Annotated in this window: 15 protein-coding genes; 4 read left to right on the forward strand and 11 right to left on the reverse strand. The window is 70.3% G+C overall.

What is annotated here, in order from left to right:
• Positions 1-132: 132 nt before the first annotated feature.
• Genes ABZS66_RS34030 through ABZS66_RS34045 form a run of 4 tightly spaced genes read left to right on the forward strand, consistent with a single transcriptional unit; the run spans position 133 to position 2,990 of the window.
• Positions 133-603, forward strand: a complete 471-nt coding sequence (locus ABZS66_RS34030) for a ribose-5-phosphate isomerase (protein WP_354764956.1) — start codon at positions 133-135, stop codon at positions 601-603.
• Complete coding sequence (locus ABZS66_RS34035) at positions 600-1,331, forward strand: triose-phosphate isomerase family protein (protein WP_354764958.1); 732 nt, start codon at positions 600-602, stop codon at positions 1,329-1,331. Before ABZS66_RS34030 ends, ABZS66_RS34035 begins: the two co-directional genes overlap by 4 nt.
• On the forward strand, positions 1,328-2,140 hold the full coding sequence (locus tag ABZS66_RS34040) for a TIM barrel protein (protein WP_354764960.1): 813 nt from the start codon (positions 1,328-1,330) through the stop codon (positions 2,138-2,140). The genes ABZS66_RS34035 and ABZS66_RS34040 overlap by 4 nt, the downstream gene beginning before the upstream one ends.
• Positions 2,133-2,990: a phosphogluconate dehydrogenase C-terminal domain-containing protein gene (locus ABZS66_RS34045; RefSeq protein WP_354764962.1), complete on the forward strand. Its 858-nt coding sequence runs from the start codon at positions 2,133-2,135 to the stop codon at positions 2,988-2,990. The genes ABZS66_RS34040 and ABZS66_RS34045 overlap by 8 nt, the downstream gene beginning before the upstream one ends.
• 21 nt (positions 2,991-3,011) lie before the next feature.
• On the opposite strand, the gene ABZS66_RS34050 is transcribed toward ABZS66_RS34045, so the two are convergent.
• From ABZS66_RS34050 to ABZS66_RS34100, 11 genes are all read right to left on the reverse strand, one after another.
• Positions 3,012-4,046, reverse strand: coding sequence for a LacI family DNA-binding transcriptional regulator (locus tag ABZS66_RS34050; protein WP_354764963.1), 1,035 nt, complete (start codon positions 4,044-4,046; stop codon positions 3,012-3,014).
• A gap of 22 nt (positions 4,047-4,068) precedes the next feature.
• Positions 4,069-5,136, reverse strand: coding sequence for a hydroxyacid dehydrogenase (locus ABZS66_RS34055; protein ID WP_354764964.1), 1,068 nt, complete (start codon positions 5,134-5,136; stop codon positions 4,069-4,071).
• Positions 5,133-5,984, reverse strand: coding sequence for an amidohydrolase family protein (locus ABZS66_RS34060; RefSeq protein ID WP_354764965.1), 852 nt, complete (start codon positions 5,982-5,984; stop codon positions 5,133-5,135). The genes ABZS66_RS34055 and ABZS66_RS34060 overlap by 4 nt, the downstream gene beginning before the upstream one ends.
• On the reverse strand, positions 5,981-6,883 hold the full coding sequence (locus ABZS66_RS34065; RefSeq protein ID WP_354764967.1) for a carbohydrate ABC transporter permease: 903 nt from the start codon (positions 6,881-6,883) through the stop codon (positions 5,981-5,983). The genes ABZS66_RS34060 and ABZS66_RS34065 overlap by 4 nt, the downstream gene beginning before the upstream one ends.
• Before the next feature lie 3 nt (positions 6,884-6,886).
• Positions 6,887-7,771, reverse strand: a complete 885-nt coding sequence (locus ABZS66_RS34070; RefSeq protein WP_190251732.1) for a sugar ABC transporter permease — start codon at positions 7,769-7,771, stop codon at positions 6,887-6,889.
• 77 nt (positions 7,772-7,848) lie between these two features.
• Positions 7,849-9,132, reverse strand: coding sequence for an extracellular solute-binding protein (locus ABZS66_RS34075; protein ID WP_354765024.1), 1,284 nt, complete (start codon positions 9,130-9,132; stop codon positions 7,849-7,851).
• Between the two features lie 120 nt (positions 9,133-9,252).
• Positions 9,253-10,650 carry a hypothetical protein gene (locus ABZS66_RS34080; RefSeq protein ID WP_354764969.1) on the reverse strand — a complete coding sequence of 466 codons (1,398 nt, stop codon included), beginning with the start codon at positions 10,648-10,650 and terminating at the stop codon, positions 9,253-9,255.
• Positions 10,651-10,652: 2 nt separating this feature from the next.
• Entirely contained in the window at positions 10,653-11,060 is a 408-nt protein-coding gene (locus tag ABZS66_RS34085; RefSeq protein WP_229835708.1) for a carboxymuconolactone decarboxylase family protein, read from the reverse strand.
• 16 nt (positions 11,061-11,076) lie between these two features.
• Complete coding sequence (locus tag ABZS66_RS34090) at positions 11,077-11,829, reverse strand: SDR family NAD(P)-dependent oxidoreductase (RefSeq protein WP_354764972.1); 753 nt, start codon at positions 11,827-11,829, stop codon at positions 11,077-11,079.
• 23 nt (positions 11,830-11,852) lie between these two features.
• Entirely contained in the window at positions 11,853-12,701 is an 849-nt protein-coding gene (locus ABZS66_RS34095) for an NAD(P)-dependent oxidoreductase (protein ID WP_354764974.1), read from the reverse strand.
• A complete protein-coding gene (locus ABZS66_RS34100; protein ID WP_354764976.1) occupies positions 12,698-13,123 on the reverse strand; it encodes an AraC family ligand binding domain-containing protein in 426 nt (141 codons plus the stop codon). Before ABZS66_RS34100 ends, ABZS66_RS34095 begins: the two co-directional genes overlap by 4 nt.
• Positions 13,124-13,179: the final 56 nt, after the last annotated feature.

A 13,179-nucleotide genomic window follows, 5' to 3' on the forward strand; every position in this document is an offset into this window, starting at 1 on the left:
CTCGATGCGGGCGATCTGCCCGTCGGCCATGGCCCGCAGGACCGGCCTCGGCACCCCCGACCCGGGCGCGCGGTCCTTCGCCATCGCCATGACGGCCGCCGCCGATCGCCTGACCCAACTCGAGGAGACATCGTGACCGATCGCCTGCGGATCGTCGTCGGCGGCGACGACGCCGGGTACCGCTACAAGGAGCTGCTCAAAGCCGACCTCGAGGCGAGCGACCTCGTCGCCTCCGTCGTCGACGTCGGGGTGGAGGCCGACGGCCACGCGCCGTACCCACGCGTCGCCATCGAGGCCGCCGAGATGATCGCCCGCGGCGAGGCCGACCGGGCCCTGCTGGTCTGCGGTACCGGGCTCGGCGTGGCGATCTCGGCCAACAAGGTACCCGGGATCCGGGCCGTGACGGCGCACGACAGCTTCTCCGTCGAGCGGTCCGTGCTGAGCAACAACGCCCAGGTGCTGTGCCTGGGCCAGCGGGTCATCGGCATCGAACTGGCCCGGCGGCTCGTCCGCGAGTGGCTCGGGTACCGCTTCGACCCCACCAGCGCGAGCTTCGACAAGCTCGCCGTGCTGGGCCGGTACGAGATGAAGGAAGCCTCTTGATCGTCGGGGTGAGCCTGAAGATGTACTTCGGGCTGCGCGCCGCCCACGACTGGTGCCGGGCCGTGGCCGCGCTGGCGGCGGACCGGCCGGAGCTCGAGGACGGGCGCACGGTGCTGTTCGTCGCGCCCAGTCACCTGGCCATCCCGGGCGCCGCCGCGGCGTTCGCGGGCACGCCGGTCCGGTTGGCCGCCCAGGACGTGGCGGCCGGCGAGCCGGGGCCGTACACGGGCGAGGTCAGCGCGGCCGAGCTCGCCGAGGCCGGCGTCGCCGTGGTCGAGATCGGACACGCCGAACGGCGCCGACTGTACGGCGAGACCGACGAGACGGTGGCCGCCAAGGTCGCGGTCGCCGCCCGGCACGGCCTCACCCCGCTGATCTGCGTCGGCGCGCGGCCGGACGAGGACGCGGCGGCCGTCGCCGAGGCCCAGCTCCGCGCGGCCCTGGCACAGGCACCCGCCGGACCGGTGTGGGTGGCCTACGAGCCGCTCACGTCCATCGGCGCCGCGCAGCCCGCGCCGGCCGGCGAGATCACGCCGGTGACCCGGCACCTGCGCCAGGTGCTCGCCGAGGTGGCCCCGGGCGGAGCCGTGCTCTACGGCGGCAGCGCCGGCCCGGGCCTGCTCGGCGAGCTCGGCGACGGCGTGGACGGCCTGTTCCTCGGCCGCTTCGCGCACGATCCCGCGAACCTGGCGAAGGTCCTGGACGAGGCATTGGAGGGACGGGCGTGATCGGGCTCGGCACGTACGCGTTCTTCTGGCAGCTGTCCGACCGGATGCCGCGGCCGCTCACGCTCGCCCAGGCCCTGGAGCGCACGGCGGCCCAGGGCGTCGGCATGTTCCAGATCTGCGACTACCCGAAGATCCTCACCTTCGGCCGGGACGAGCTGCGCGACCTGCGCCGCCGCGCGGACGACCTCGGCCTGCGGCTCGAGCTCGGCACCCGCGGCACGATGACCGACCACCTGACCGCGTTCCTGCGCCTCGCCGACGTCCTCGAGGCCCCGGTCGTGCGCACGATGCTCAACCCGGTGGGCGACGACGCGCCGCTGGAGGAGTCCGAGGGGCGGCTGCGGGCGGTGCTGCCGGACTACGACCGGGCCGGGGTGACGATCGCGCTGGAGACGTACGAGCGGGTACCCGTGCGGAATCTGCGCAGACTCGTCGAGGCGGTCGGCTCGGACCGGCTCGGCATCTGCCTGGACCCGGGCAACGGGGTCGCCGCGCTCGACCTGCCCCGCGACACCGTCGAGCGGTGCGCGCCGTACGTCAAGGACGTCCACGTCAAGGACTTCGCCTTCACCCGCAGCGAGGGCTGGGTCGGGTTCCAGTACACCGGCACCCCGCTCGGCACCGGGCTGCTGGACTACCCGCACCTCGAGCGCGCGGTGCGGCCCGAGCCCAACGGCATCTCCCAGATCGTCGAGCACTGGCTGCCCTGGCAGGGCGACCCCGCGGCGACCGCGGCCGAAGAGCAGCGGTGGACGGCCGTCGCACTCGAATACCTCCGCGACTATCAGAAGGAGCACGACCATGAGTGACACCGAGGCGTTGAAGATCGCGGTGATCGGGGCCGGCGGGAAGATGGGGATGCGGGTCTCCAACAACCTCGTCAAGACCGCCCACCAGGTGTGGTACAGCGAAAACTCGCCCGCCGGACGGGACCGCGTGACGGCGGCCGGCCGCACCCTCACCGACTCCCCCGCCGCCGTCGCCGATGCCGACGTCGTGATCCTGGCCGTGCCCGACCTGGCGCTGGAGTCGGTGTCGGCCGAGCTGGTTGCGCTGATGAAGCCGGGCAGCGTCGTGCTCACGCTCGACCCGGCGGCCGCCTACGCCGGCCTGCTCACCCGCCGCGACGAGATCGTCCAGGCGGTCACGCACCCGTGCCACCCCTCGGTCTTCGTGGAGCGCCACACCCCCGAGGAGTACGCGGACACGTTCGGCGGCATCGCGGCCCTCCAGGACGCGATCGCCGCGGTCGAGTCGGACGACCCAGCCGTCAAGGACCGGGTGGAGACCGTGGTGCGGGCCATCTTCGCCCCGGTCGGCGACGTGCACTGGGTGACGGTCAAGCAGCTCGCCCAGCTTGAGCCGACCCTGGTCGAGACCATCGCCTGCATGGTCGGCTCGCTGCTGAAGGAGGCGCTGGACGAGACCGTGAAGCTCGGTGTCCCGGAGCCGGCGGCCCGGGCGATCCTGCTCGGGCACACCCAGGTCGCGCTGGCGAACACGCTGAAGGGCGACAACCCGTTCAGCGACGCCTGCCTCATCGCGATGGACTACGGCCGCGAGTCGATCCTGCGCGACGACTGGAAGAAGGTCTTCCGCGACGACGAGCTCGACCACGTGCTGGCCCGCATGCTGCACCTGAAGGAGGTCGCCCGATAAGCGACGGCCGAGCGGCCCGGATCAGGCGGGAACCGAGCCGCTCGTGCTGGCGCGGATGACGAGCTCGGGCGTGAAGACCTCGTGGTGTACCGCACCCGACTCGATGTTCCTCAGCAGCAGGTCCACGGCCACCGAGCCGAAGTCCTCGTGCGGGGTGCGGATCGAGGAGAGCGGAACGATCGACGACTCGGCATATTCGATGTCGTCGTAGCCGATGACGGCGATGTCCTCCGGGATCCGCAGGCCGGCCATGACGAACGCGTGCATGATGCCGATGGCGAGCAGGTCGTTGACCGCGAACACGGCGTCGGGCCGCAGCGCCGGGTCGCGGGCCACGATGCGGTGCCCGACGGCCCGCCCGGCCCGGATCGTGCGCTCGGCGATGTCGACCACCTCGAGAGTGGCCGTCCCGGCCTCCCGCACCGCGAGGCTCGCCCCCTGCAGCCGCCCGGCGACCTGCTGGATCGACAGCGGCCCGCCGACGAAGGCCAGGCGCCGGCGCCCGAGCGACAGCAGGTGCTCCCCCGCGAGCCGCCCGCCGACGACCTCGTCCACCGAGACCGACGGCTGCTGCTCGGAGACGGCGCGGCCGCCGATCAGCACGTTGGGCGTGCCGCGCCGGCGCACCGCCGCCAGCCGGTCCTCCAGCCGCTCGAACGACGCGACCAGCATGCCGCGCACCCGGTAGCGCTCGAACAGCCCGATGTACTGGTCCTCCCGCTCGCGGTTGCCGTGCGCGTTGACCACGAACACCGCCAGCCCGTGCTCCGCCGCCCGCGCCTCCACCCCCTCGACGAGGGTGAAGAAGAACGGGTTGCTGAAGTCGGGCGCGATGTAGGCGATGGCGTTGCTCTCGCCGAGGCGCAGCTGGCGGCCGACGATGTTGGGGACGAACCCAAGCTCCTGGATGGCGAGGCGGATACGCTCGGCCTTCTCCTCCGACACCCGCTCCGGATGGTTGAGGTAGTGCGACACCGTGCCCAGCGCGACACCCGCGTGCTGCGCCACCTCGCGAATGCCGACCTTGTTCACCGCGCCGTTGCCTCGTTCACTCACCGTCGGACTACTCCACAACGTCTCACGCGGAACTGGGCTCGCGCGGCACCAGCCGGTAGCGCGGGCGCACCCCGGCGAGGACGCGCTCGACGTCGTCCACCATGTATTCGAAGAACCTCGACTCCGCGGCGTCCGTCACGCCGGCGATGTGCGGGCTCAGGAACACATTAGGCATTGTGCGCAGAGGCGAGTCGGTCGGCAAGGGCTCGGGCTCGACGACATCGAGGCAGGCAATGATATCGCCCCGGCGCAGCCGGTCCACCAGCGCCTCGGTATCCACCACGGCGCCGCGCGAGACATTGACGAACACCGCCCCGGGGCGCAGCCGGGCGATCTGCTCCCGCCCGATCAGGCCCGCCGTCGCCTGCGTCAGCGGCACGAGGCAGATGACGACGTCGGAGCGCTCGAGCACATTGTCCAGGCTCGTCAGGTCGATGTCGTAGGCGTTGGCGAGCACGTCCGGGGCGCCCGGGTCGTGGGCGAGCACCCGCACGTGGAACGGCCGGAGCAGCTCCAGCAGTCGGCGGCCGATGTTGCCGAGGGCGATGAGGCCGACCGTCTTGCCGGTGAGCTCGCCGCGCAGGTAGCCGGGGTCCTCGAGGAACACGGTCCGGTCGGGCCAGAGCAGCTCCCCCGCGATCAGCCGGCGGAACAGCGCGCCGGCGTTGCGCAGGCCGACCATCGCCAGCGCGAGGGCCCACTCGGCGACCGGGTCCGACGAGCCGTTGGTCGTGTCGCACACCACGATCCCGCGGCGGTGCGCGGCTGCCACGTCCACCCGGAACCCGAAGCGGTCGCCGTGGGTATCGCCGATCATGCGCAGCCGCGGCGCCGCGGCCATGACCGCGTCGGTGATCCGCGGGCAGCCGTAGCTCACGACGAGCGCGTCGAGGTCGGCGGCGAACTCGGCGACCCGCGCGGTGATCGCCGGGTCCTCCGCCGGCGGCCCGAACACCCGGTCGGGGCCGTCGAGCTCGAGCCAGACGACGTCGGCGAAGCGCTCCATCCGCTCGACGTCCTCGGGGAAGAAGTACCGGCGGCGGCCCGCCCCGGTCACGACGATCCCGACCCGTGGCTTCGGCGCGCTCATTGCAGATGTCCCCGTTCGCGTAGCAGTGTCTCGAGCGTGCCGCCCTGGATCCGGGCGACGTCGTCCGCACTCAGGAAGTCCGCGTGGTCCCGCAGCACCTGCAGCGCCTGCCGGTAGCTGTGGTGCGGCAGCAGCGACGGCCAGTCGGACGACCACACCATCCGGCCCGCACCCCAGTTCTCGGCGAACGCCTTGACGATGGGGAGCCGGTCGAGATACGGGTAGTCCCACGGCCGCTCGTGCCCGTAGTAGTACCCGGAGACTTTCACGAGCAGATTCGGTACGTCCTCGCGGTCGAGGACGAGCCGGAGGCCCGCGTCGATCCCGTCCGGATGCAGCATGACGACCGCGAGATGGTTGACCATGATCGGCAGGCCGGGGAACCGGCGGGCGACGTCGCGCAGGTCGTCGTACCAGTTCGGCGGGGCCGCGAGGGTCACCAGCAGTCGGGCGTCCTGCGCGACCCGGAAGAACTCCCGCCCCTCGTCCGACAGCAACCAGCCGTCGTTGTCCGGTGCGAGGTAGTGGGACACGCCGACCGGCTGATACTTCTCGATGGTCGCGCGGAGGCGGTCGGCCGCGCCCGGCCGGTGGTAGTCCGGCCCGAACCGGCTGTCGATGTCGGCGACCTGGAGCAACCGTCCCCTGTGGACGGCCGCGACCTCGGCACCGTAGTCGTTGTTGTCCTCGGCGTGCTCGATGCGCGCGTTCACCAGGAGCGCCGCGCCGACCCCGGCCCGGTCCATCTCCAGCAACAGGTTCTCCGCCCGGCCGCGGGACTCGGAGTCGGGCACGTCGGGCCGGTAGGGCCAGCGCGGCCAGATGTGGGTGTGCGCGTCGACGATCACCCCTTCACCGACCCGGCCGTCAGGCCCCGCATGACCTGCTGGTTCAGGATGAGGTACACGGCGAGGGTGCCGAACACCGTGATGCTGATGGCGGCGAACAGAGGGCCGTAGTCGACGGAGCCGTACTCGTCGCTGAAGTGCAGCAGGCCGACCTGGACCGTCGACAGCTTCGAGTCCACGTTGAACGTCAGCGCGATGAGCAGGTCGTTCCAGACCGAGAAGAACTGCAGGAGCCCGATCGTGAACAGGCCGTTGCGGATCAGCGGCAGCCCGATGGAGAAGAACGCGCGGAACGGCCCGCCGCCCTCGATCGCCAGCGCCTCGAAGAGTTCCCGGGGCACGGCGCGGAAATAGGTGGCCATCATGAAGACGGTCAGCGGGAGCCCGTGGCCGACGTACGTGATGATCAGCGGCAGGTAGCTGTCGGAGATGCCGACGTTGAAGTAGATGGTGAACAGCGGCAGCAGCACCATCTGCAGCGGCACCATCATGCCGCCGACGATGAGGAAGAGCACGGCGTTGCGGCCTTTCCAGACCATCACCTCGAGGGCGAAGCCGGCCGCCGCGCCCAGCAGGAGGATGAGAATCAGGGACGGCACCGTGACGATGAGGCTGTTGAGGGCGTAGTGCCCGAGGCTGCCGGTCGTCCAGGCGTCGACGTAGTTGTGCCATTGCAGCCCGCCCGGCAGGGACCACAGGGGCTCGTCGACGATCTCGCTCTTGGTCTTGAACGAGTTGGTCAGGATCCAGAACATCGGGTAGATCTCCGCGATGATGATCACCGCGATGAGCAGCTTCACGAGGAGGCCGCCGGTGAGCCGGCCGGCGAGCGTGCCGGACTGCCGGCGCGGAGCCCCCGTCCGCGGACGCGGAGCCGTTTCGACGTTGATCGCGGTCACGGTTCAGTCCTTCGTGAGGTCGCGCCGGGAGGAGCGGAAGACGAACAGGGTCACGGTCAGGCACACCAGGGTGATGACGAGCGCGAGCGTGCTGCCGTAGCCGAAGTCACCGAAGCTGAAGGCCGTCTTGAACATGAGCAGGTTCAGTGGCGTCGTCTGGTAGCCGGGGCCGCCGTTGTTGAGTGCGACGATCGAGTCGAAGACCTTGAGCGACGCGTTGAGGCTGAAGATGACGGTCGCCAGCAGCACGGGCATCGACAGCGGCAGCACGATGTGCCGCACGAGCCGCCAGGTGCCGGCGCCGTCCAGGCGGGCCGACTCCATGATCTCCTCCGGGATCTCGATCAGCCCCGCGTAGAGCAGGACGGCGAAGAAGCCCATGGTGCGCCACAGGTCCATGATCACGATGACGATGAAGGCCTTGTTGCCGTCGGCGAACCAGTCGGTGCCGCCGAGCCCGACGAGGCCGAGGATCGCGTTGACCGGCCCCTCCTGCGGCGAGGAGGCGAACATGCGGTTGAACAGCAGGGCGACGGCGACGGTCGGCACCACCACCGGGAAGAACACCAGCGTACGCACGAACGTCGAGGCCTTGCGCAGGACGAAGACGTACAGCAGCGCCAGGGCGTAGCCGAGCACGATCTGGCCCACGCTGATGACGATCGCGTACTTGAGCGTGAACCACAGCGCGTGCCCCGCCTGGGGATCGCTGAACAGCCTGTCGATGTTCTTCATGCCGGTGAACTCGAACCCGCGGACCGGGTTGCCGTGCATGAAGGCCAGGAAGAGGGACCAGACCGCCGGGACGACCATGACTCCCAGATAGATCAGAAGCGCGGGAAGCAGGAAGGTCGCGATGGCCTTCTTGTTCCCGAAGACGTGCTTCACGGGAGGTCCTCTCCGTTGAGGGCGGGGCGGCGGCGCCCGGCTCGGACGCCGCCACCCCGGGGCATGGACCGGGCGGACTACGACTCGGCGTCGAGGTCCGACTGGATGAGGGTCATGAAGTCCTTGGCGGACATCGCGCCGGTGAGCAGCGGCGCCGCGTTCGCGCTGGAGTCGTTGTTGGCCTTCGGGGTGAAGAGGCCCTCGAACCACAGCACGCTGGCCGGCGCGCTGTCGATCTTCTTCTGGATGTCGGCCGTGAGCGCCGGCAGGCTGTCGACCGGGGTGTTCACCTTGAAGCCGGAGAACGTGCCCTGCTTCTTGAGTGACTCGGAGCCCCAGTTCTTGGCGATGCAGGTCAGCCACGCGCCGACGCCGTCGTTGTACAGCTTGGCGTTGATGGCGTTCGGGGAGCCGACGTTCGCCGGGTAGCCCTTGATGCCGGGGACGCCGAAGAAGCCGATGTTGTCGCCGACCTTGCTCTGCTTGGGGTCGTTGACCGCGGCGAGGAACCAGGTGCCCATGTACATCATGGCCGCGCTGCCGTTGAGCATCTGCGCGTTCATGGTGTCGTAGTCCAGGTTGGTGATGCCGTCGATGAAGTACTTGCCCAGCTCCTGCAGCTTCTGGGCGGCGGCGACGTACTGCGGGTCGGTGAGCTTGGCCTTCTTGTCCTTGACCTTCTGCAGCGCGTCCGGCCCGAGCTGGCTGTAGATGATCGCGCCCAGCCACCGGCTGATCGTCCAGCCGGTCTTGCCGGAGGCGACGAACGGGGTGACGCCCTCGGACTTCAGCTTCGCGGCGGCGGCGGTGAGCTCGTCGAGCGTGGTCGGGATCGCGATGTTGTGGTCGGCGAAGATCTTCTTGTTGTAGAAGATGCCCTCGATGTTGAACTGCAGCGGCACCGTCGGGAAGCTGCCGGCGTAGAGCTGCTCGATCACCGACTGCGCGGCCGGGGTCACCTGGTCCAGCACCCCGAGCTTTTGAAACGTTTCCTTCAGGTCCAGAACCTGGCCGGACACCTGCAGGTCACCCTTGGGGGCGATCAGCGACTGGGTTCCGGCGTACATCACCGGCAGCGCGTTCTGGCCGCCGAGCAGCTGTACCTTCGACTGCATCTCCGAGCTGGGGGTCTGCGACAGCGTGTACGGCAGCTGCTGCTGCGCGTCGGAGCACTGGTTGGCCTTCAGGCCGTCGAACATCGCGCCGGTCTGCGTGTTCTCGGTTGTGACCAGCACGGAGAACTCTTTGGCGCCGCCCGCGGGGGCGTCGTCCTTCCCTCCTGAGCAGCCGGCTAGGAGCAGGCTCGTCACGGCGGCGAACGCGATGGGAACGCTCGCCCGGCGGGGCATGATGCGCATCATCAGATTCACGTTCAGGGCTCCTTCAAGATCCGCGCCCGGCGGAGCGACTCGGGGGCGCGTGGGGTGATGAAACGTTACAAGCAAGTTTCGGTCCGGTCAACAACCTCGGCCGATTCCCAATCAGGCGTTGCAGGAGCGCAATTCCTCGCCCGCCGCCTCGAGATTGGCGAAGGTCATCTCTGAGTACTTCCGGGACAACAGAACGCCGTCGGCACCGCCGTCCAGCGCGGCCCGGACCGACTTGCGGACCTCGTCCGGCGTCGTCTGCCGAACGTGATCCGGGGTGGGGATGTTGATGTCGAGCCCTGGGTACACCGCCACCCGGCCGGCGGTGGCCGCGACCGTGCGCCGGGTCTCCCGCAGGACGTAGTCCGGTGAGAGCCCGATGCTCGGCAGGTCCTCGAACGCGATGGCCTCGTCGTAGCCGAGCGAGGTCCGGAACAGGTCGTACACGGTCTGCTCCGGCACGCCGCGGAAGAGACGGCCCGCGACGGTCCGGATGTAATGGTGCAGCCGGTAGCCGGCGCAGTTGTTGTACAGCACCGGCTTGACGAAGTCCGAGTAGGACGACATCTTCGCGAAGTCCAGCTGCGACCGGTACCAGGGTGAGAACGAATTGTGGTGCCAGATGTGCCAGCCGACCCGGACCTCGGGGTTGAGGAACTTGACAGCCCCGTAGAGCCGGGCCTGGAACTCCTCGTAGCCGCGGTGCCAGAGCGCGTCCCAGGCGACGATCTCCGGACAGGTGCCCAGCAGCCGCAGGAAGCGGATGAAGGACGAGTCGCCGACCGGCACGTCCGGGGCCTCGTCGTTGAGCAGGCGGTCCAGCTCCAGGTACCCCTGGCGGGCCCGCCGCACGTCGATGCCCTCGCGCTCGCCGGCCTCGGTGCACCAGCGGCAGAAACAGTACGGGTTGCCGTTGCGGGCGAACCCGCCGTCGCCGAGCGCGTTGTCCAGGGGGCCGTTGCGCTCCGACCCCCACATGATGCCGTCCAGCTGATAGCTCTTGACCTGGTCCTCGACCAGCGAGAGCCACCAGTTCTGGTAGTCCGGGTTGCGCAGGCACGCGTACGCGTCGGCGCGGCCCCAGGCATCGACCTGCAGCACCTTCGGCCAGTTGGGAACGTGCCTGGTCAGGCCGGAGTGGGTGTTCTCCAGGACGAAGGAGTAGACGGCGATGCCGCGTTCGCGCGCCGCCGGGATCACGTCGTCGAGTGCGTCGAACCCGACGACCTCGGCGTCCCGGGCCCGGTGCGGGCCGAGGACGGTGCCGCCGTAGAACTCGGCGTGCTGTTCGACGAACGACCCGCCGAGGTGGACGTCGTCCTTCTCCTCCGGGCCGTGCCCCGGCCACGGCCGGTACCACGTCTGGCGCCCGGCCAGCCCGCGGTCGAACGCCTGGGTCGCGACGAACACAGTGTTGACCGCCGCCTTCTCCGCGACGGTGTCGAGGACCGTCTCGACGCCCTCGTCGGCGAACGAGATGGCGCCGATTTGAATCCCTACCAGCGGCGACACGCTCACTCCCCGCCCTCCCCCAGCGCCGGGGGGATCTCCACGCCCAGCTCGATCAGCTGGTCGGTGACCACCCGGATGGCGTTGAGCGCCTTCGGGAAGCCGCAGTACTGCACCACGTGGATGACCGTCTCGAGGATCTCGGTCGGCGTGCAGCCGACCCGGATCGCGCCCCGCGTGTGCCCGCGCAGCTGCGGTTCGAGGCCGCCGATCGTCACCAGCGAGGCGAGCGACAGCAGCTCCCGCTGGGCGAGCGTCAGACCCGGGCGCGAGTAGATGTCGCCGAAGTTGAACTCGACGCCGAAGCGCGCCAGGTCCTGGGCGAGCCCGGTCTGCATCTCGACCAGGCCGTCGGCCTTGCCGGCGCCGTAGACCTCTTCGAACCAGTGCGCGCCCTTTTCGAACCGTTTCAAGCTGACCTCCCGGTCGTCAGATGGAGTGGCCGCCGTCGAGCGGCAGCACGACGCCGGTGACGTTGACCCCGGCCGGGCCGGCCAGGAACACGATCGCCGCGGCCAGGTGCTCGGGCTCGCCGAGCAGCCGGGTGGGGATCTGGTCGAGCAGAGCCGCGCGCCGCTGCGGCGTGTCCCGGTCCCGGCCCGGCGTCGCCTGGGCGCCCGGCGCGATCGCGTTGACCGTGACGCCCTGCTCGGCGACCTCGATGGCGAGCGCCTTGGTGAGCCCGATGACGCCGGCCTTCGCGGTCGCGTACGCGGTCGCCCCGCGCACCAGCCGGCCGCCCGACACCGCGGCGATCGAGGCGATGTTGACGATGCGCCCCGATTGCGCGGCGAGCATGGTCGGCAGCACCGCCCGGGTGACGTTGAAGACCTGGTCGAGGTTGCGCGCCATCTGCGTGCGCCAGGTGTCCGGGGTCATTTCGTGGAAGAAGCTCACCGCCCCGCCGCCGGCGCAGTTGACCAGGATGTCGACGCCGCCGAGGCGGCTGACGAGCCCGGCGGTCGCCTCCTGGACCCCGGCGAAATCGGTGAGGTCCACGGCGGCACCGGCCCACTTGCGACCCGCCGCCCGGACCCGATCGCCGGTGGCGGCGAGGCCGCTCGCGTTGAGGTCGAGCCCGCCGATGTCCGCGCCCTCGCGCGCGAAGACCTCGCAGATGACCGCGCCCAATGCGCCCGCGGCTCCCGTGACGATCGCCCGCCGGCCCTCTAGCTGTACCAATTCGTCTCCTTCGACCGGCCGGCTCACGCCGGGTGGTACTCGTCTCTCCAGCGGTGCTGCGCGGTGAAACCCAGCCCGTCACGTGCCTTCCTGGTCGACATCAGCGACTCGAACTCGCCCAGGTCCGCGGCAACCGCAACGCCCGGAAACCACCGTGCGGCCAGCTCGGCCGACGGGATGTCGAGGCCGGTGTCCGGCGCCGCGACGTTGTAGACCGCAAAACCCGGCTTGCCCTTGGCCAGGGCGAGGGACACGGCCAGCGCGCCGTCGCGGGCGTCGACGTAGGACCCGAGCAGGTCCCGGCGGTAGCCGGGGTCGGACGCCCGGGCGAACCCGCCGTACTCCCCGGCGCCGACGACGTTGGTGAACCGCAGCGCCGTCACGGACAGCTCCGGCTGCCACGTGACGAGCTGCTCGGCCATCGTCTCCTCGAGGACCTTGCCCAGCCCGTAGGTGTTCCGGGCGGCCCGGTGCTCCTCGGTCACCGGCAGCTCGGGTGGTGGCTGGTCGAACGGGAAGCCCATCGCGGTGATGCTCGAGGCGAACACGATCCGGCGCAGGCCCGCGCGCAGCGCCCCGAAGTGCACGTTGAACGACGCGACCATGTTGTTGTGGAACGTCGTGGCGTCCGGCACCAGCCCGTTGACCGGGATGGCGGCCAGGTGGACCAGCGCGTCCAGCCCGGTGTGCCGGGCCGTGACGCCGAGCAGCGAGTCGAGCACCTGGCCGTAGTCGCTCAGGTCGACGCGGGTGAAGCCGAAACCGGCCTCGCCGCCGCGGTCGAGGCCGAGTACCTCGTGCCCCTCGTCGCGCAGCCGGGCGGTGGTGGCCCGCCCGAGCTTGCCGGAGCTGCCCGTGACCGCGATCCTCATGCCGTCCCCTCCCGTGAGGCCCCGTCCCCGTGACGAGCTGGGAAATCACCGGGTAGTGGCCGGGTGGGGACGTCGTGACCGGCGGCCAGCCCGGGGTCGGTGTGCCGGTGCCCGCCGCGGCCGCCCGGCGGGACCGGGCTCTCCGCGAAGAAGCCGCGGACGGTCTCGTAGACCTCGATGAAGTCGTGCTCGTCGCCCGCCAGCGTGAGCACGATGTCGCCGGACTGGACGTACCGCTCGGCCCCGTCGACGAGGATCTTCGCCCGTCCCTCGGCCACGAACCACAGCTCCGCGGTGTCGTGGAAGTGGCGGTCGAACCGGCCACCGTGCAGCGGCACGGCGAACCGCCCGGCGGAGCCGAGTGGGGTGGCGGGCGGCCGGGTGGCATCGTTGAGCCAGTCCGAGGGGGTGTAGATCGGCACGGGGTCCATCTTGTTTCGCCGGTTGAAACGTGTCAAGAACTGTTGTTACAGTTCGG

Source organism: Dactylosporangium sp. NPDC005572 (genome assembly GCF_040605515.1).
Lineage (GTDB): Bacteria > Actinomycetota > Actinomycetes > Mycobacteriales > Micromonosporaceae > Dactylosporangium.

Excerpts from the sequence above, each read along its gene's own strand:
- ABZS66_RS34045 (WP_354764962.1), top strand. The coding sequence starts at position 2,133 with ATGAGTGACACCGAGGCGTTGAAGATCGCGGTGATCGGGGCCGGCGGG.
- ABZS66_RS34075 (WP_354765024.1), bottom strand. The coding sequence starts at position 9,132 with ATGATGCGCATCATGCCCCGCCGGGCGAGCGTTCCCATCGCGTTCGCC.
- ABZS66_RS34055 (WP_354764964.1), bottom strand. The coding sequence starts at position 5,136 with ATGAGCGCGCCGAAGCCACGGGTCGGGATCGTCGTGACCGGGGCGGGC.
- ABZS66_RS34095 (WP_354764974.1), bottom strand. The coding sequence starts at position 12,701 with ATGAGGATCGCGGTCACGGGCAGCTCCGGCAAGCTCGGGCGGGCCACC.